This is a genomic window from Microbacterium sp. 2216-1 (assembly GCF_046507855.1).
GTDB lineage: Bacteria > Actinomycetota > Actinomycetes > Actinomycetales > Microbacteriaceae > Microbacterium > Microbacterium esteraromaticum_C.
This window is the reverse complement of the sequence record NZ_JBKFTM010000001.1, coordinates 638,369-657,527: the sequence shown is the minus strand read 5'-3', so window position 1 is coordinate 657,527 and position 19,159 is coordinate 638,369. Positions and strand designations below refer to the sequence as shown.

Genomic DNA, 19,159 nt, shown 5'->3' with positions numbered 1-19,159 from the left:
CTCCTCAGTCGAGAATGGCGACCGTGGCGCGACGGTAGTGGCGCGCGCGCCACGAGACGATGAAGCCCGACAGCACCAGTGCGATCAGCGAACCGCCGAGCACGCCGAGGATCGCCTCGTCGCGCACGAGCTCGTCGCCGGCGAACGCGAGGTTGGCCAGCAGCAGCGACACGGTGAAGCCGATACCGCCCAGCGCACCGGCGGCGAGCAGATCGGGCAGCTCCAGTGCGGGCGGCGTGCCCTTGGGGCGGATGCGCATGGCGATCCATCCGAACAGACCGATGCCGATGATCTTGCCCACGGGCAGGGCCACCAGAATGCCCCAGAACGCGGGCGAGAGCTGGCTGGGCGCCACCTGCGGGATCACCACGAACGCCGCGACGAACGCGAACAGCGGCAGGATGACCCCGTTCACCGTCGGTTCGAGACCGTGCCGCACCTGCTCGGCCGGCGCCGGCGACATGACGAGCCCCAGCAGCACACCCGCGATCGTCGCGTGGATGCCCGACGAGGCGACCAGTCCCCACGTAGCGACGGCGATGACGCCCATGACCACGGCGATGCCCGACGAGCCGTTCTTGGCCACGATGCGGCTGAGCACGCCGAACCCGATCACGCCGACGGCGGCGAGCCCCAGCTGCACCCAGTTGACGTCGTGCGCGAACAGCACCGCGATGAAGACGATGCCGATGATGTCGTCGAGGATCGCCAGTGCAAGAAGGAAGACGCGCACCGACGTGGGCAGCCCCTTGCCGAACATCGCGAGTACGCCGAGCGCAAAGGCGATATCGGTGGCCGTCGGAATGGGCCAGCCGCCCGCCGTCGCGGGCTCTGCCCCGGCGATCAGCAGGTAGACGGCGATCGGCACGAGCACGCCACCGGTCGCGGCGATCGCCGGCTGCACAGCCTTGCGGGGCGAGTCGAGCTCACCGTGGGTGAGTTCGTAGCGCAGCTCGATGGCGACGACGAAGAAGAACACCGCCAGCAGTCCGTCCGACACCCAGTGGGCGATCGACAGGTCGAGTGCCGTACCCGGGATCGCGATGTGCGCGTCGAGGACGGCACCGATCGCATCGTGCGTGGGCAGGTTCGCCAGCAGCAGTCCGAGCCCGGCGGCGATCAGCAGGAGCGCCGCGGGAAACTGCTGTCCGCGGAGGGGGTTGTCTGAAATGCGCATCGCGTCCATCGTAGGCGGCGTGTGTCACGTGGCGCGGGCGACATCCACGACGGGGATACTCTCGAAGAATGTCCCCCGAGCCTACGAACACCGAAGCCATCCGCGTCATCACCCGCTTCGAGGCATCGAACGGCATCCCCGAGGCGATGCGCGCCGACGTGCGCATGCTGGGCGGGCTGCTGGGTCAGGTGCTGCGCGAATCCGGCACTCCCGGACTGTACGAGGACGTCGAGCGCCTGCGCCTGGCGACGATCCAGGCCGCGGATGCCGACAGCACCGACGCCTTCGAACGCGCCGCATCCATCGCCGACGCGTTCACGATCGAACGCGCCGATGAGGTCGCCCGCGCCTTCACCTGCTACTTCCACCTGGTGAACCTCGCCGAGGAGCACCAGCGCGTCCGCGTGCTGCGGGAACGCGCCGGACAGCCCGGTCGCGAGGACGTCGCCGACACCGTCGCCACCGCCTACGCCCGGCTGCGTGCAGAGATCGGAGAGGATGCCGCCCGCGAGCGCCTCGCCGACCTGCGCTTCCACCCCGTCTTCACCGCGCACCCGACCGAGGCTCGTCGCCGGGCGGTATCGGGCAGCATCCGCCGCCTCTCCGACCTGCTCGGGCAGCACGATCTGGCCAGCCCCGGCGGCTCCGAACAGCGCCGCGCCGTGCGTCGGATGCTGGAAGAGATCGACACCCTGTGGCGCACCGCGCCCCTGCGGGCTGAGAAACCCACCCCCACCGACGAGGTGCGCACCGTGATGGGCGTCTTCGACGAGACGCTGTTCACCACCGTCCCTCACGTGTACCGCCGGATCGACGACGCTCTGCGCGGCGAGGGCTCCGGATCGAGCGCCCCCGTGGTGCCCGCGTTCGTGCGGATCGGTTCGTGGGTCGGCGGCGACCGCGACGGGAACCCGTTCGTGACCGCTTCGGTCACCCGTGAGGCGGCCGAGATCGCCTCGGAGCACGTGCTGCGCGGCCTGGAGCGCGCGATCGAGCGCATCGGTCGCACCCTGACGCTCGATGCCGAGAGCACGCCTCCGACCGCCGAGGTGACCGATCTCTGGGATGCCTTCGCACGAGACCACGCCGACGCGGCGGCCGAGATCGCCAAGCGCTCGCCCGGCGAACCGCACCGCCGTGCCATGTTCGCGGTCGTTCACCGCGTACACGCCACCCGCGTCGAGACCGAGAGCGCCTACGCCGCTCCCGAAGAGCTGCTGACCGATCTGCGTGCCGTGCAGAGCTCACTCGCAGCATCCGGGGCCCGCCGACACGCGTTCGGAGGCCTGCAGCACCTGATCTGGCAGGTCGAGACCTACGGCTTCCACCTCACCGAGCTCGAGGTGCGCCAGCACTCGCAGGTACACGCCGAGGCGCTCGCAGAGCTCGACGCCGGCGCCGAGCTGAGCGAGCGCACGCAGGAGGTCCTGGAGGTCTTCCGCGCGATCGCCGACATCCAGCGCCGCCACGGGCTGCGCGCCGCGGGCCGCTACGTCGTCTCGTTCACCCGTTCGGCCGACGACCTCGCCGCCGTGCACCGGCTCGCCCACTACGCTCTCGGCGACCAGGCTCCCGTGCTCGACGTCGTTCCGCTGTTCGAGACCTTCGCCGACCTGCAGGCGGCGCCCGGCATCATGGCCGAGGTCGTGCAGCAGCCCGCGTTCCGCGCGCGACTGGACGAGACCGGCAACCGACTCGAAGTCATGCTGGGCTACTCGGACTCCTCCAAGGACGTCGGTCCGGTCGCCGCGAACCTGGCACTGTACGAAGCGCAGCGCGACATCGCGCAGTGGGCCGTGGAATCGGGCATCCGACTCACCCTCTTCCACGGTCGCGGCGGCGCCCTCGGGCGCGGCGGCGGACCGGCGAACTCGGCGATCCTCGCCCAGCCGCCGCACTCCGTCGACGGCCGCTTCAAGCTCACCGAGCAGGGAGAGGTGATCTTCGCCCGCTACGGCGAACCGGCCATCGCCATGCGACACATCGACCAGGTCGCCGCGGCGACGCTGCTGGCGTCATCGCCCAGCGTCGAGCAGCGCACCAGCGGCGCCGCCGAACGCTTCGCCGGCATCGCCAAGGTGATGGACGTCGCCTCGCGCGAGCGATTCTTCTCACTGGTGGGCGCCGACGGCTTTGCCCCGTGGTTCGCCACCGTCACCCCGATGGAAGAGATCGGTCTGCTCGCCCTCGGCTCCCGCCCGGCCCGCCGCGGCCTGTCGGTCGAGTCGCTCGAAGACCTGCGGGCGATCCCGTGGGTGTTCGCCTGGACGCAGGCGCGCATCAACCTGGCCGGCTGGTTCGGACTCGGAACGGCACTGCAGGCCGTCGGAGACGAGCAGGCGCTGGTCGAGGCCTACCGCGAATGGCCGTTGCTGCGCACCATGATCGACAACGTCGCCATGAGCCTCGCCAAGACCGACGAACGCATCGCCGCCGAGTACCTGTCGCTCGGCGACCGCGACGACCTCGCCGGCATCGTGCTCGACGAACTGCGACTGACACGGGAGTGGGTGGTCCGTCTGACCGGTGGCGAGCAGCTGCTGGCCGACAAGCCGATCCTGCAGCGCGCCGTCCAGCTGCGCACGCCCTACGTCGATGCCCTCTCGTTGCTGCAGTTGCGCGCGCTGCGCGCCCTGCGCGCCGACGCAGATGCCCCCGCCGCCGACCCGGAGCTGCAGCGCCTGCTGCTGCTCTCAGTCAGCGGAGTCGCCGCCGGTCTGCAGAACACCGGCTGACAGCATCCGCCGCGTCTTGTCGTCGGTACCAGCGGATCTCGCGCGTTAGAGTGAGATCTCTGCCTGATCCGGCGACGCATCACGCGACACGATCGCATACATCACATCCCCCGTCAGAAAGCTCCCCCGCGTGACCGATACCACTGCCGATTTCCACCCGCTCAACGTTGCCGCTCAGCCCGTCTTCGACGCCGTGCTGCACGTCAACCCCAACGAGCCGGAGTTCCACCAGGCAGTGCACGAGGTGCTGCACTCCATCGGCCCGGTGCTCGAGCGCCGTCCCGAGTACTTGGACAAGGGTGTGCTCGACCGCATGGTCGAGCCCGAGCGGCAGATCATCTTCCGAGTGCCGTGGATGGACGACTCGGGCAAGCTGCAGGTGAACCGCGGCTACCGCGTGCAGTACTCCTCGGTGCTCGGCCCCTATAAGGGCGGCCTGCGCTTCCACCCGTCGGTGAACATCTCGATCATCAAGTTCCTCGGATTCGAGCAGATCTTCAAGAACGCGCTGACCGGTCAGGGCATCGGCGGCGGCAAGGGCGGCTCGAACTTCGACCCGCACGGCAAGAGCGACGCCGAGGTCATGCGCTTCTGCCAGTCGTTCATGAACGAGCTGTTCCGCCACATCGGCGAGCACACCGATGTGCCCGCGGGCGACATCGGCGTCGGCGGCCGCGAGATCGGCTACATGTACGGCATGTATCGCAAGATCACCAACCGCGCCGAGACGGGAATCCTCACCGGCAAGGGCATCGGTTGGGGCGGCGCGCAGGTGCGCACCGAGGCGACCGGTTACGGTGCCGTGTTCTTCGTGCAAGAGATGCTCGCGGTGCACGGCGAGAGCCTTGAGGGCAAGCGCGTCGCCGTCTCGGGCTCCGGCAACGTCGCGATCTACGCGATCGAGAAGGCCACCCAGCTCGGCGCGCGTGCGGTGACGGCATCCGACTCGTCGGGCTACATCGTCGACGACGCGGGAATCGATCTGGGGCTGCTGCGCCAGATCAAGGAGGTCGAGCGCGGTCGCATCATCGAGTACGCCAAGCGTCGCCCCGGCACCCGCTTCGTGGAACGCGGAAACGTCTGGGAGACCCCGGTCGACATCGCGATCCCGGCCGCCACGCAGAACGAGCTGAACCTCGAGTCGGCGCAGATGCTCATCGCCAACGGCGTGCGCGCCGTCGCCGAGGGAGCCAACATGCCGTGCACGCCTGAGGCCGTCGGCGCCTTCCAGGATTCCGATGTGCTGTTCGCCCCGGGCAAGGCCGCGAATGCCGGTGGCGTTGCGACGTCGGCGCTGGAGATGAGCCAGAACGCCTCGCGTCAGCGCTGGAACTTCGCCGACAGCGAGCAGAAGCTGCGCGACATCATGGCCGACATCCACGATGCGTCGTTCCGCGCCGCCGAGCGCTACGGCACCCCCGGCGACTACGTCGCGGGCGCCAACATCGCGGGCTTCGAGCGCGTCGCCGACGCGATGCTCGCCCAGGGCGTGATCTAACCCCCACTCCCCCGTCTATCTGTCACAAAGCCCTGGAATTCCGGCCGAATTCCGGGGCTTTGTGACAAATAGACGGATGCCGGAGGGCGGACGCCGCGGTCAGAGCCTGTGGTCGTCGGCGTGGCGGGCCAGTGACGTGCCGTAGCGCTCAGTGAGCTGCACCATGAGGTCAGGGGTGTCGCGGTCAACGCCGAACACGTGCCCGGGAAAGTCGAGCTCGGGCATCGCCGCGGCGATCTCATCGGCCTGGTCGGGTGAGAACAACCGCACGGGGTCGCCAACTGCCACCCATCCGATCGGAACGACGGTTCCCTCGGGCAGCACGGCCCGGCGCTGCACGATCGCATTGACCCGGATCTCGCAACGTGCCCCCACGATCGCCCCGTTGAACACCCGCGCACCCGAGGCGAAGAACACCTCTTCACCGACGGTCGCGCCGGCGATACTGGCCAGGGTGCCCACCAGGGTGTGATCCCCGATATGCACGGCGTTGGCGGCCGTGGCACGAATCAACGCATTCTCCATCACGATCACGTACTCGCCCAGTGTGATGGGCCCGCCTTCCGCCGTGATCACGGCGCCGTGCAGCACCTGGCAGTTCGGTCCGATCTCGACATCGCCCGAGATCACAGCGGTCGGCGCCACGACGGCGGTGTCGTGGATGCGGGGCCGAGCCCCGAGGTGCTCGTACATCATGCGGCCAGACTAGCGTTCCGCGGGCGGTGTTCCGAGGCCAGCTGCTAACGTGAGGCCCATGCAATGCGACTGAGTCTTCTCTGATCCCCTCCGCCGCGCACACGGCGGTCCGTTCTGGCAGAAAGACCCGCACATGCAGCATCCACTCTTGGGGCGTTCAGCCCTGGTCACCGGCGCTTCCCGACGCAAGGGCATCGGCTACGCCACCGCCCGCGAGCTCGCCGCCCTCGGGGCGAGCGTGTTCATCCATCACTTCCAGCCGCACGACGACGAACAGCCGTGGGGCGCCGACGAACTGGGCGCGGTGCGCGACGGCATCCGCGCGGCGCTCGTCCCCGGCGCCACCTTCGGTGATCTTCATGCCGACCTGCGCGACCCGACCGCCATCGATGCACTGCTCGACGCGGCCACGAGCCTGACCGGCTCGCTGGACACCCTGGTGTGCAATCAGGCGCTCAGTGGCAGCGACGGCAGCATTTTCGACATGACGGCAGACAGCCTGGATGCGCACTGGCACACGAACGCGCGGGCATCGCTGCTGCTCACCGCCGGCTTTGCGCGGCGGGTGCGCGCACACCTCGGACATTCGGATGCTACGGGCGCGAGTCCCGGCGATCGCACGACCTCAGCGCGACCGTTCGAGAAGCCCACCGGCCACGTGGTCTGGATGACCTCCGGCCAGCTCGACGGGCCGATGCGCGGCGAAGTCGCGTACGCCACCAGCAAAGCCGCACTGGCCGGGATCACCAAGACAGTGGCGGCCGAACTGCTGGATGTCGGCATCGTGCTGAACACCGTGAACCCCGGCCCGGTGAACACCGGCTATCTCGACGCCGACACGACCGATCGTGATCTGGACTGGGTGCCCGGGTTTCTCGCATCCACCCCGTTCGGACGTTTCGGGCGCCCCGATGACCCGGCCCGACTCATCGCGTGGCTGTGCAGCGATGCGGGTTCGTGGGTGGTCGGGCAGGTGCTCACCAGCGACGGCGGCTTCACGCTGCGCTGAGGCGGCGCCTACGCCGACGCAGCACAAGGCGCCCTTGCCCGGAGGTGATCGTCCGAACAAGGGCGCCTCGACGAGTGGCTCAGCGGGCGCGCAGCACCGCCGGCAGCACGATGTGTGCCTCGGGGATCATGCCCGGGGTGACGCGCTTGCGGAAGATCCAGTAGCTCCAGGCCTGGTAGAGCAGGATGACCGGCAGAGCGACGACGGCGACCACCGTCATCACGCCCAGGGTGTACGAGCCGTTGGCGGCGTTCCAGACGGTGAGGTCGAACGCCGAGTCGACGGTCGATGGCAGCACCAGCGGGAACATGCCCGCGAAGATCGCACCGGCGCCGAACAGACCGAACCCGGCGTAGCCGACGAAGGCGTAGCCCTCGTTGCGCTTGCGGGCGGCCACCCAGCCGAGCACCGCCGAGACGACGGCGAGCGCGATGAACACCCAGGCGAGGATGCTGCCACCGTGCGCGATCTGCACCCAGATCGCCCAGAGCGCGGCCGGCACCAGGCACAGCGGCGCCCAGCGAGCAGCGAACCGGCCGGCCCTCTCGCGCACGGGCCCGTCGGCCTTGAGACCGAGGAAGGTGGCGGCGTGGGCCAGCGAGAAGCCGACCACGGCGAGTCCGCCGAGCACGGCGGTCGGGGTGAGCCAGACGAACGGTCCGCCCACGCGGTCGCCGTTGCCGTCGATCGGCAGTCCGATGGAGGTCAGCGCGAGCGCCGCACCGATGCAGAACGCGACGATGAGCGAACCGAGGCCGATCATCCAGGTCCAGAACGTGCGCCAGCCTTCGGTGTGGATCTTGCCGCGGTACTCGATACCGACCGCTCGCACGATCAGGCCCACCAAGGCGATGGTCAACGGTACGTACAGCGTCGAGAACAACGAGGCGTACCAGGCCGGGAACGCGGCGAACATCGCCGCGCCGGCGGTGATCAGCCACACCTCGTTGCCGTCCCAGACCGGGCCGATGGTGTTGAGCATGACCCGACGGTCACGCTCGGAGCGCGTGGAGAAGCTCATGTGCATGCCGACACCGAGGTCGAAGCCTTCGAGCAGCAGGTAGCCGATCCACAGAACGGCGATGGCGATGAACCAGACGACGGGAAGCGGTTCCATTTCGATGTTCCTCTCGAGTCAGCCGGTCAGTACGCGAACGCGAGCACGTCGTCTCGCTTCTCGTCGCCGTCGGGGTCGTCACCGTGGCCGTCACCGGCCGCGAGCTCGGGCATGGAGGCCGCGACACCGCCGCGGATGTATTTGACCATCAGGTATCCCTCGATCACGAGCATGATGCCGTACACGAGCGTCAGGGTGATGACCGAGAACAGCATCTCGCCCGCTGTGACTCCGGGAGAGACGGCCGCCGCGGTGAACATGAACACGCCGTCAACGCCGGTCGGGTCGGGGTTGGGCGCCACGACGAAGGGCTGGCGTCCGAGCTCGGTGAAGATCCAGCCCGCGATGTTCGCGGCGAACGGGGCGACGATGCCGAGCAGCGCCAGGCGCATGATCCAGGGAGAGCGGGGCACGGTGCCGCGGCGGGTGAGCCAGAGGGCGACGACGCCGCCCAGCGCGACGATGCCACCGAGTCCGATCATGAGGCGGAAGCCCCAGTAGGTCACCCACATCACGGGCACGTAGTTGACTTCGGCTCCCGCGTGGATGCCGTAGAGCTCGTCGTCGGGGATGGTCGCGCCGTACTGGTCGATGTACGTGGGTTCGAGGTCGCTGATGCCGGGCATGTCGGCACCCCATTCACCGGTGCCGAGGAAGCCGAGCACGCCGGGGATCTCGATGAGCGTGACGACGTCGGAGCAGTCGGTCGAGCCGGGGTCACCGAGCGACAGCACCGAGAACGACGAACCGGTGTGGCAGGCGGCCTCTGCGGCGGCCATCTTCATGGGCTGCTGTTCGTACATGAGCTTGCCCTGGATGTCGCCGGTCACGACGGTGCCGAGGAAGCCGGCGATCGCGACGATGGCACCGACGCGCAGCGACCAGATCCACACACCGTGGTCGGTGCGGTCACGCCCGGGGACGCCCTGGGCCTCTCCGACGACGACGTTGCCGGCGTCATCGACCGTGTCGATGCCGTCGTGACGACGACGCCACAGGTGGTACCACGAGATGCCGAGCAAGAACATGCCCGCCACGACCAGGGCCCCCAGAATGGTGTGCGTGTACGCGGCGAGGGCGGTGTTGTTGGTAAGCACTGCCCAGACGTCGGTCATGACCGGGCGTCCGTCATCGCCGAGCTCCACGCCGACGGGGTGCTGCATCCAGGAGTTGGCGACGATGATGAAGAAGGCCGAGATCCACGAGCCGATCACGGCGCACCACAGTGCTGCGAGGTGGAGCCCCTTGCGCAGGCGGCCCCAGCCGAAGATCCAGATGCCGAGGAAGGTCGACTCGACGAAGAACGCCAGCAGACCCTCCATGGCCAGCGGTGCACCGAAGACGTCGCCGACGAAGCGGGAGTACTCGCTCCACGCCATGCCGAACTGGAACTCCTGGACGAGTCCTGTCGCGACGCCGACGATGAAGTTGATCAGGTAGACCTTGCCCCAGAACTTGGTCATACGCAGGAACTTCTCATCGCCCGTGCGGACCCACCGGGTCTGCATGATCGCCACCATGAGGCCCAGCCCAAGCGTGAGCGGGACCATCAGGAAGTGATAGACGGTTGTGATTCCGAACTGCCATCTTGCGATGTCGAGCACGTCCACGCGGTGTCTCCTTCTGGATGCGGAATGCGATCGGCTCTACCGACCTCTTGAATTCTACGACACGTAGAACTATTTCGACGAAGCATAGAACAAATTCGACAGCAGGTAGAATCAAAGTCACCCATACGTCGCGAAAGGGAAGGAGGACGACATGGGAACGCTGGGAGAACTGGAGCGGGCCGTCATGGATGCCCTCTGGGACGCGAACGGGGCGCAAAGCGCCTATGACGTGCAGCACACCCTCGAGGAGCGCGGTCGCACGCTCGCCGCAACGACCCTTCTGACCGTGCTGTCACGCCTCGAGAAGAAGGGGTTCGTGGCATCCGACCGCTCCGCCCGCCCGCACCGTTACACCGCGCTCGCCTCGCGCGCCGACCACGTCGCTGAGCTCATGCACTCGGTACTGGGAGACGCCCGCGATCGCACGGCTGTGCTGGAGCGCTTCGTCGGCGGCGTGTCGACCGAGGATGCCGCGGTACTGCGCCAACTACTCGGACGCGCGAGCTGAGCCTGTGCCGCTGCCGCTGGCGACCGCGGTGCTGAACGCCGCCGACCCGACGCTCGACGGTGCGCTGGTGATCCCTCACGAGGTCATCGTCGCGGGTGCCGTGGTGCTGGGAGCCATCGCGATCGCCCTCGCCTGGCCGGTACCGGTAGCGCTCTCGCGCGCCGGCTGGCCGATGCGCGCCCCTGTCATCACGCTGCTGCTGTGGCAGGGCATCGGGCTCGTCGGCGGCCTGTCGATGATCGGTGCGCTGGCGTTGACCGGCTATGCCGCACTGCCGCAGCACCCCTGGCTCGCGGCTGTCCCCGCGATGCTGTTCACGGCATACCTGCTGGTGCACCTCGGCGTGACGGTCGTGCAGGTGACCCGCCAGCGCCGACGCCACCTCGCGCTGCTCGAACTGCTCACCTCACCGCATCCGACGCGGGCCCGCACGCGCGTGATCGACGACGCGGTCCCGGTGGCCTACTGCCTGCCCAATGGAACGGGCTCGGTGACCGTACTGTCGCAGGGTCTGCTCGACCGGCTCGACCCCGACGAGCTCGTCGCGGTGATCGCGCATGAGCGCGCGCACGTCGAGCAGCGCCACGACCTGCTGTTGCTCGCCTTCCGTGCCTGGCGGTCGGCGCTGCCGTGGTTCCCGACCGCCGCGCGCGCCGAGGTCGAGGTCGCCGCCCTCGTCGAGATGCTCGCCGACGATCACGCTCGCCGCGAGGTGCGCGATGAGGTTCTCGCCCGTGCGATCCTGCAGGTCGGCGCCGGCGGGATCAACGGCGGCGCCGTCGCCGAGCAACCGGTCTCGGGCTCGATGCGGGTCAGCGACCGTTTCCGCCGCCTCGCCTCCTGACGCATCCGCGCGAAGGGCCGTTAGCCGACGCGCTCGACGATCGGCCGCGAGATCGTCTCGCTGCTCAGACGCACGACCGAGTCCCCCGGCTGCCGGTCGGCCGCGCGGTGCGAGACGAGCATCACGATGCGATCGGTCGTCGCCGCGCGCACGTCGGCCATCATCGCCGCCGCCGTGGGCTCGTCCAGGTGCGCGGTCGGCTCGTCGAGCAGGATGACATCCGCCCGGGTGAGCAGGGCACGCGCCACAGCGAGCCGCTGGCGCTCCCCACCCGACAGGGCCGACCCGCCCGCGCCGACGCGCGTGTCGAGCCCGTCGGAGAGCCCGTCGAGCAGGCGCGTGAGTCCGGCCCGTTCCAGCGCCTGTTGCATGAGGGCGTCATCGGGCGCGTCGTCGCGCGACCGTGACAGCAGCAGATTGCCCCGCAGCGTCGAGTCGAACACATAGGCGTCCTGCGGGCACCAGGCCACGCGGTCTCGCCACCCGCGCTCATCCAGTTGCGTGAGGGGGTACTCCCCCGCGCGGATGCTGCCCGCTTCAACCGGCAGCGACCCCATCACGGCCGAGAGGATGGTCGACTTCCCGGATCCGGAGGGCCCGTCGATCACCAGCCACCGTCCACGTTCGGCGGCACCGCTGATGTCCTGCACCGCGGGCGTCGCCGCTCCGGCGTAGCGGATGGTGATGTGCTCCAACCCGACCCGGGCGATCTCGCCGGGGCTCTGCGCGCCCCACTCGGCCACGGGTGCGGGCCGCAGGATCGGATCGAGACGGCGGATCAGCGCACGCAGCGTGGGCGTGCGCTGCACCGCCGACACCAGTTCGGCGAGCGGCTCGAGCACACCGAGCGCGAGCAGGGCGATCACCGACACCAGTTCGGCGGGGACGCCGGGCGACAGCACGGGAACCAGCACGGCGAGGATCGCGGTGGCGGCGGTCACCACCGCCGCTCCCAGCCCCGCCGACCAGGCGGCGCGCCGCTCGGCGTCAGCGAGTTCGTCGGCGGCGGCGTTCAGGTCATCCAGCGCGTGCCGGGCGACACCGTTGCCGCGCAGGTCGTCGGCGGCGGATGCCAGTGCCGAGGTGCCGCGCACGATCGCCGATCTGGCGGCGATGCGCGCGGTGCCGGCGCGTCGCTCTCCGGCGATGGCGAGCACGGATGCCAGCGCGACCGCACCGAGCAGCACGAGTGCGACGAGCATGGTCAGGTGCGGGGTGACGTATGCCGTGGTGATGATCGTTCCGGCGATCACCAGCAGCCCGGCGCCGATCGGCGGGATCACCCGCGGAAGCTGATCACGCAGATCATCGGCGAGGGTGACGAGGTAGTCGAGGGGCGCGCCCCCTTCGAGCAGGCGGCGCGAGCCGGCGCCGCGCGCCGCGATCGCCTTCCACAGGCGCAGGCGAAGGTCGTCAACGACGAGGAACGCCGCCCGGTGCGTGACGAGTCGTTCGGCGTAGCGGCCGGCTGCCCGCCCGATACCGAAGGCACGGACGGCGACGATGGCGACGAGCAGGTACATGATGTACTCCTCGACGCTGGCGCGCACGATCAGCCATCCCGACACGGCGGTGAGCGCCGCGGCAAGTCCGGCCGCGAGTGCGGCGAGGCCGACCGCGCCGGCCCAGAGCCAGGCGTGCGGGCGCAACAGCGAGCGCAGCGTGAGGCCGCGCCGGCCGGGCTGACTCCGCGGGGGCGCGGTGGCGCCCTCCGCAGAGGATGCGCCGGTCGCCCCCGGGACAGATGCCACGGGAAGTGCTTCCGCAGAATCGGATGCCACAGAATCGGATGCCACAGACGCGGATGCCGGGGTGTTCTGCGCTGCGCCGAGCACCGGCGATACGGCCGAATCGTCCTCGGTCGAGACGACCGGCACCCGCTGTGTCGCCAGGGCCAGAGTCTCGGCCTCATGGCTGGCGAAGACGACGGTGCACCGGTCGGCGCGGCGCAGCACCGCCCGGCGCACGCGCTCGGCGGAGTCGCTGTCAAGGTGTGCGGTGGGCTCATCCAGAACGAGCAGTCGAGCCCCGGCATCCACTCGCGCCAGCGCTCGCGCGACCGCGAGGCGACGCAACTCGCCGGGGCTCAGCTCGGCGACGGCGGCATCGGCGAGAGCCCCCAATCCCAGCTCGTCCAACCCGGCCGGCCCGGCACCGTACAGGGCGAGCTCATCGCGGGGCGTCGCAGCGAAGGCGCGCGGTGCCTGCGGCGCCCACGCGACGGCATCCGCCGTGATGCCCTCGATGGCGCCCGAGACCTCGGTGTCGACGGGCAGCACCCCGGCGAGCGCGCCCAGCAGCGTCGACTTGCCGGCACCGCTGGGACCGGTGACGGCGACGATCCCGGTCAGTTCGGCGGTGACGCTTCGCAGCGCGGGTTCGGTGCGGCCGGCGTAGCGCACGGCGAGTGCGTCCAGGTGGATGGCGTCAGCATCCGCCGTCGCGGTGCGCGCATCGCGCGCGAACGGACGCGCGAGCAGCGCCTTGGCGCGGTCGAGCGCAGACAGTCCGTCCTGCGAGGCGTGGAACGCCGTACCGACGTCGCGCAGAGCCTGAAAGCACTCCGGCGCGAGGATCAGGGCGAGCAGTGCCGGCTCGAGCTCCATCGTGCCGTTGAGCAGCCGCAGTCCGAGGAACACGGCGACGATCGCCACCGAGATCGTCGCGATCAGTTCCAGGGCGAGCGCCGAGAGAAAGGCCCAGCGCAGTGTCTCTTCGGTGCGCGCACGGTAGCGGCTCTGGATGCCGTCCAGCGCGCGGGTCTGCTCATCGATGCGCCCGAGCCCGACGAGCACGGGCAGGCCGCGCGCGAGCTCGGTGAGATGGTCGGCGAGGCGGGTCAGGGCGTTGAGAGCAGCGTCCGTGCGCTGCTGCGTGTGCTTTCCGATCAGCACCATGAACAGCGGCACCAGCGGCACCGTGAGCACGATGATGAGAGCGCTCAGCCAGTCGGCGCCCAAGATGCGCAGGCCCACCAGCAGTGGGATGACGGCGGCCGATACGAGAGCCGGCAGCGACTGCGTGTAGTAGTCGTCGAGATCGTCGAGCGCGTCGGATGCCAGCACGGCCGTGCCCCCGCCGGCGCGGTCGCCCGCGGCGATGCGGCGCCAGATCTGCCGACGCAGGTCGCGCTTGACGGCGGTCGCGACGCGGCGCGCGACGACGGTGGTGGCCCATTCCCCTCCGGTGCGCAGCAGTACGCCGGCCAGGCCGAGCACCAGGACGAGTTGCACGGTCGACGGCGCGAGCCCGCCCGACGCGAGCCCGGCGATACCACGGGCGACGGCCTCGGCGATCAGCACGAGTCCGGCCGCGCGTGCGGCGGCGAGCACGCCCAGGCTGTACAACGAGCGCTTCGGCACGGGCCCGAGATCGGGGCGGCGGAAGCCGGGGGCCTGAGCGGCTCGGGCCGCTTCAAGGGCCCACGGGTCGTTCGGGATCGGCTGTACGCTCACGCGACGATTCTACAGTGCGTAGAAATCACGTCCCGGCCGGTATGTTCATGCCTCACCGACCTCGGCGAGCGCGCTCACCAACGCGCGCGTGCTGCTCTCGGGGGCATCCCACGTGACGACGTGGCCCGCGCCAGGGACGATTCTCTCGGCCACACCCTCGAACGCCGCCCAAGCCGGCATCGCCGTAGCGATGTTGCCGGTGCTGTCCCGCGCACCGCGGATCAGAGCGAGCGGCACCGGGGTGCGGTACTGCGGATCGGGATCGGCGAAGGATGCCGTGGCGCGCCACACGTCCATGAAGCGCTTCTTCGGCATCCGATGGAAAATCCGTTCGATCTCTTCGACGGCGCCGGGCTCGACCGCCGACGCCCTCGCCATGACCCGCGGCAATCGTGACGCGGGGATCAGCGCCAGCACCGGGGCCGCGAGCGCGAGCGCGAAGCGCTCCCGCCCGGTGAGAGGCCCGGCGTTCCAGGTCGCGTCGACGACGATCAGCCCGCCCGCGCGCTCCGGATGCTCGCGCACGAACGCCTGCGCGAGATTGCCGCCCAGCGAGTGCCCCACGAGCACGGGCCGATCGAGTTCCAGGGTCTCCAGGAGTGCCATGAGGTCGGCGAGGGCATCCGCCGCGGTGAAGCGCACCCCGGTACCCAGCTCGGAATCGCCATGACCGCGCAGGTCGCACAGCACGACGCGGTGCCCCATCGCGATGGCCGCGTGCGCCTGCGCGCGGAACATCGTGTGGTCCATGCCCGCACCGTGCAGCAGCACCACTGCGCGCCCACGTCCGCCGCTGTCGTGAAAACGCACTTCCGCGCCGGGACGGTGCAGCGTGCGATCGACGGCGATCATGCTCCGACCGTAGACCACGCCCGACCGGCCATACCAGCCCTAGCCGGCGGTTGCGGCTTTCACGGGTTCGGGGAACATCGCGGTGAACAGGTTCCCGACCCAGTCGATGAGCTGATCGGTCTGATCCGAACCCGCATCAGCGGTCGGCATCGGCACGACAAGCGCCTCTCCCCCGCCCACGAGCTTGGCCTTCGGATACAGCCGCTGCAGACGCACCTTCATCGAGTCCTCGAAGCGTGCCGGGGCGATGCGCAGGTTGGAGCCCATCGCGACGACATCCGACAGGCCGGCCTTCGCCGCACGGCGACGCAGCCGCGCCACTTTCACCAGCGTCGACACCTCGTCGGGGAACGCCCCGTACCGGTCGACCAGCTCTTCGACGACCAGATCGATCGCATCGTCGGCCGCCCCCGCACCGGCCGCGGCCGACAGCTTCTGGTAGGCCTCCAGGCGCAGGCGCTCACTGTCGATGTAGTACTCGGGGATGCGCGCGTCGACGGGCAGTTCAAGACGCAGTTCGGTCTCGCCCGAGGTGTCCTCGCCGCGGAACGTCGCCACGGCCTCGCCGATCATGCGCAGGTACAGGTCGAATCCGACACCGGCGATGTGACCGGCCTGCTCGGCGCCCAGGAGGTTTCCGGCACCGCGCAGCTCGAGGTCCTTCAGCGCGACCTGCATACCCGAACCGAGGTCGTTGTTGACGGCGATGGTCTGCAGGCGATCGGCGGCCGTCTCGCTGAGCGGCTTAACGTCGTCGTACAGGAAGTATGCGTAGGCGCGCTCGCGTCCGCGACCCACGCGACCACGCAGCTGATGCAACTGCGACAGACCGTACTTGTCGGCGCGGTCGATGATGATCGTGTTGGCGTTGGAGATGTCGAGACCGGTCTCGATGATCGTGGTCGAGACGAGCACGTCGTACTTGCGCTCCCAGAAGTCGTCGACGACCTGCTCGAGCTGGTGCTCGCCCATCTTGCCGTGTGCGACGGCGATGCGTGCCTCGGGCACCAACTCGGCGAGCTCGGCCGCGACCCGCTGAATCGACTGCACGCGGTTGTGCACGAAGAACACCTGACCCTCGCGCAGAATCTCGCGGCGGATCGCCGCCGCGATCTGCTTGTCGCTGCGCGCCCCGACGAACGACAGGATCGGATGCCGGTCCTCGGGCGGCGTCTGCAGAGTCGACATCTCGCGGATGCCGGTGACGGCCATCTCGAGCGTGCGTGGGATCGGCGTGGCGCTCATGGCGAGGATGTCGACGTTCGTCTTCATCTTCTTGAGGGCATCCTTGTGCTCGACGCCGAAGCGCTGCTCCTCGTCGATGATCATCAGACCGAGGTCCTTGAAGATCACCTGATCGGTGAGCACACGATGCGTGCCGATGACCATGTCGACCGAACCGTCGACGAGTCCCTGCAGGGTGAGCCGGGCCTCTTTGTCGGTCTGGAAACGCGACAGGGGGCGCACCTTGACCGGGAATCCGGCGAAACGCTCGGTGAACGTCTCAAGGTGCTGCTTGACCAGCAGCGTGGTCGGCACGAGCATGGCGACCTGCTTGCCCTCCTGGATCGCCTTGAAGGCAGCACGGACGGCGACCTCGGTCTTACCGAAGCCCACATCGCCCGACAGCAGACGGTCCATCGGGATCGGCCGTTCCATATCGGCCTTGATCTCATCGATCGTCTGCAACTGGTCGTGGGTCTCGGCGAACGGGAAGGCCTCTTCGAGTTCGCGCTGCCAGGGCGTGTCGGGGCCGAAGGCGTGCCCCTTCGCGCTCATGCGCGCCGAGTAAAGCTTCACCAGTTCGACGGCGATGTCGCGTACCGCGCGGCGCGCCTTGCCCTTGGCCGCGGCCCAGTCACTCCCGCCCATCTTCGACAGCGTCGGGGCTTCGCCGCCGACGTACTTCGAGAGCAGATCGAGCTGATCGGTGGGCACGAACAACTTGTCGCCCGGGTAGCCGCGCTTGGCAGGCGCGTACTCGAGCACCAGATAGTCACGTGTGGTCTTGACGGCGTTGCGGCCGCCGCTGGACACCTCGCGCTGCGCCATCTCGACGAAGCGCCCGATGCCGTGCGTGGCATGCACCACGTGGTCGCCGGGCTTCAGCTGCAGCGGATCGACGACGTTGCGACGACGCGACGCCAGCTTCTTGACCATCCGCTGATCGCCGCCGACGGTGCGGCCGTAGAACTCGTTATCGGTGAGCACGGCGAGCCGGGCATCCGGCACCTGGAATCCCGACTCGATCGTCGCGGCGGCGATCGACGCCACACCACCCTCGGGGGCGTCGACGAGATCGTCGACGATGCGCGCGGCGAGCCCGCGGTCGCTGAGCACGTCGCGCGCCCGCTCGACCAGCCCCTGCCCCGAGGCGACGATGACCACGCGCCACTTCTCGGCGAGCTTGGATTCGACGAACGCGATCGCCCCGTCGACGTTGCCGTGGAATGACGGGATCACCGACGAGTCGAGGTTGGCGGCATCGTCGTCATCGGTCGCGAACGGGCTCAGCCGCCACCACACGCCGTCCCGGTCACGGACGATCTCACGCAGCCGGGCCAGCGAGATGAAATCACCAGCGCCGAGGTCGATCGGAGCCGAGGCGCCCGAGGTCGCCGCGCTCCACGCCGCATCCAGGAACTCGCGGTTCGTCTCGCCCAGATTCTGCGCCCGCGCGCTGGCGCGCTCGGGGTCGATCACGGCCGTGGCAGACCCTGCGGGCAGGTACTCGGCAAGCGTCACCAACGGGCCGGCGACAGCCGGCAGCAGCGACTCCATCCCCTCGACCGGAATGCCCTCCGACATCTTCTCGAGCATTCCGCCGATCGCCGGGAACCCCGCCACCAGGGCGCCCGCGCGCTCGCGCACCTCAGCGGTCAGCAGCAGCTCACGGCTCGCGGGCAGCGACACCCCGGCGACATCGCCGGGTAGTGACCGCTGGTCGGCGACCGAGAACGCGCGGATCTGGTCGATCTCATCACCGAAGAACTCCACCCGCACCGGGTGGTCAGCGGTGGGCGGGAAGACGTCGAGGATGCCACCGCGCACCGCGAACTCACCACGGCGCGACACCATGTCGACCCGCGTGTAGGCACGCTCGACCAACTGCTCGACAGCGCCTTCGAGCTCGAGTCCGCGACCGCCCACGGCGAGTTCCAACGGCGCTGCGTCGCCCAGGTTCGCGGCCAACGGCTGCAGTGCGGCGCGCACCGACGCGACCACGACGAGCGGCTTCTCCCCACTCCAGGTGGTGATGCGGCGCAGCGTCTCCAAGCGCCGCCCGACGGTGTCGGGGCTGGGGCTCAGGCGCTCGTGCGGCAGGGTCTCCCACGCGGGGAAGGTCAGCACCTCAGCATCGGCGAGGTAGGCCTCCAGCGCCGTCGCGACCGACTCCGCGCGCCGGCCCGTGGGGGTGACGATGAGAGCGGATGCCGGTTTGCCGGACGCTGCGCGTTTGTGCAGCAGTCCCGCCACGATCGGCACGTCGAGTCCGTCGACGGCGGAGATATCGGCATCGGTCTGCGCCCAGGTGAGGGCGTCACGGTACAGGTTCGCCTCTTCCAAGGCGCGCAGAATCCCCGGAACAGTCACCGGAGAAGTCTACGCGGAGCGCCGACATCGCGGGCATCCGACGTCAGCGCGGGCATCCGCCCTC

Annotated in this window: 12 protein-coding genes; 5 read left to right on the top strand and 7 right to left on the bottom strand. The window is 69.4% G+C overall.

All coding sequences use genetic code 11. From position 1 onward, the window contains the following. Window positions 1-4: 4 nt before the first annotated feature. Window positions 5-1,177, bottom strand: a complete 1,173-nt coding sequence (locus ACLD0U_RS02925; protein ID WP_179411444.1) for a Na+/H+ antiporter NhaA — start codon at window positions 1,175-1,177, stop codon at window positions 5-7. A gap of 68 nt (window positions 1,178-1,245) precedes the next feature. On the opposite strand from ACLD0U_RS02925, the gene ACLD0U_RS02920 reads away from it, so the two are divergent. Next, window positions 1,246-3,912 (top strand): phosphoenolpyruvate carboxylase, encoded by a 2,667-nt coding sequence (locus tag ACLD0U_RS02920; protein WP_410339779.1) that lies wholly within the window; start codon window positions 1,246-1,248, stop codon window positions 3,910-3,912. 130 nt (window positions 3,913-4,042) lie between these two features. Beyond that, entirely contained in the window at window positions 4,043-5,410 is a 1,368-nt protein-coding gene (gene gdhA, locus ACLD0U_RS02915) for an NADP-specific glutamate dehydrogenase (RefSeq protein ID WP_179411446.1), read from the top strand. Between the two features lie 99 nt (window positions 5,411-5,509). Here gdhA and ACLD0U_RS02910 read toward each other — a convergent pair whose 3' ends face one another. Then, window positions 5,510-6,106 carry a gamma carbonic anhydrase family protein gene (locus ACLD0U_RS02910; protein ID WP_179411447.1) on the bottom strand — a complete coding sequence of 199 codons (597 nt, stop codon included), beginning with the start codon at window positions 6,104-6,106 and terminating at the stop codon, window positions 5,510-5,512. 148 nt (window positions 6,107-6,254) lie between these two features. On the opposite strand from ACLD0U_RS02910, the gene ACLD0U_RS02905 reads away from it, so the two are divergent. Then, window positions 6,255-7,115: an SDR family oxidoreductase gene (locus ACLD0U_RS02905; protein WP_410339778.1), complete on the top strand. Its 861-nt coding sequence runs from the start codon at window positions 6,255-6,257 to the stop codon at window positions 7,113-7,115. Between the two features lie 79 nt (window positions 7,116-7,194). Here the strand turns inward: ACLD0U_RS02905 and cydB are convergent, their stop codons facing one another. Both cydB and ACLD0U_RS02895 read right to left on the bottom strand, forming a co-directional pair. Then, the gene (gene cydB / locus ACLD0U_RS02900; protein ID WP_179411449.1) at window positions 7,195-8,232 is read right to left on the bottom strand and encodes a cytochrome d ubiquinol oxidase subunit II; all 1,038 of its coding nucleotides are present in this window, start codon (window positions 8,230-8,232) and stop codon (window positions 7,195-7,197) included. Window positions 8,233-8,258: 26 nt separating this feature from the next. Next, a complete protein-coding gene (locus tag ACLD0U_RS02895; RefSeq protein WP_179411450.1) occupies window positions 8,259-9,842 on the bottom strand; it encodes a cytochrome ubiquinol oxidase subunit I in 1,584 nt (527 codons plus the stop codon). A gap of 151 nt (window positions 9,843-9,993) precedes the next feature. Between ACLD0U_RS02895 and ACLD0U_RS02890 the strand changes: the two genes are divergently transcribed. Together ACLD0U_RS02890 and ACLD0U_RS02885 are read left to right on the top strand one after the other, a co-directional pair. Beyond that, window positions 9,994-10,350, top strand: a complete 357-nt coding sequence (locus ACLD0U_RS02890) for a BlaI/MecI/CopY family transcriptional regulator (RefSeq protein WP_179411451.1) — start codon at window positions 9,994-9,996, stop codon at window positions 10,348-10,350. 4 nt (window positions 10,351-10,354) lie between these two features. After that, a complete protein-coding gene (locus tag ACLD0U_RS02885) occupies window positions 10,355-11,194 on the top strand; it encodes a M56 family metallopeptidase (RefSeq protein ID WP_206823254.1) in 840 nt (279 codons plus the stop codon). A gap of 20 nt (window positions 11,195-11,214) precedes the next feature. On the opposite strand, the gene cydC is transcribed toward ACLD0U_RS02885, so the two are convergent. The 3 genes from cydC to mfd are packed head-to-tail and all read right to left on the bottom strand — an operon-like array spanning window position 11,215 to window position 19,095. Further along, window positions 11,215-14,649: a thiol reductant ABC exporter subunit CydC gene (gene cydC, locus ACLD0U_RS02880; RefSeq protein ID WP_410339777.1), complete on the bottom strand. Its 3,435-nt coding sequence runs from the start codon at window positions 14,647-14,649 to the stop codon at window positions 11,215-11,217. Window positions 14,650-14,694: 45 nt separating this feature from the next. Beyond that, the gene (locus ACLD0U_RS02875) at window positions 14,695-15,501 is read right to left on the bottom strand and encodes an alpha/beta fold hydrolase (RefSeq protein WP_410339776.1); all 807 of its coding nucleotides are present in this window, start codon (window positions 15,499-15,501) and stop codon (window positions 14,695-14,697) included. Between the two features lie 39 nt (window positions 15,502-15,540). Next, complete coding sequence (gene mfd / locus ACLD0U_RS02870; RefSeq protein WP_410339775.1) at window positions 15,541-19,095, bottom strand: transcription-repair coupling factor; 3,555 nt, start codon at window positions 19,093-19,095, stop codon at window positions 15,541-15,543. Window positions 19,096-19,159 lie beyond the last annotated feature (64 nt).

Bases quoted from the DNA above. Each gene is read 5' to 3' on its own strand.
- ACLD0U_RS02890 (WP_179411451.1), top strand. From the start codon at position 9,994: ATGGGAACGCTGGGAGAACTGGAGCGGGCCGTCATGGATGCCCTCTGG.
- ACLD0U_RS02910 (WP_179411447.1), bottom strand. From the start codon at position 6,106: ATGATGTACGAGCACCTCGGGGCTCGGCCCCGCATCCACGACACCGCC.
- cydB (WP_179411449.1), bottom strand. From the start codon at position 8,232: ATGGAACCGCTTCCCGTCGTCTGGTTCATCGCCATCGCCGTTCTGTGG.
- ACLD0U_RS02925 (WP_179411444.1), bottom strand. From the start codon at position 1,177: ATGCGCATTTCAGACAACCCCCTCCGCGGACAGCAGTTTCCCGCGGCG.
- ACLD0U_RS02875 (WP_410339776.1), bottom strand. From the start codon at position 15,501: ATGATCGCCGTCGATCGCACGCTGCACCGTCCCGGCGCGGAAGTGCGT.
- ACLD0U_RS02920 (WP_410339779.1), top strand. From the start codon at position 1,246: ATGTCCCCCGAGCCTACGAACACCGAAGCCATCCGCGTCATCACCCGC.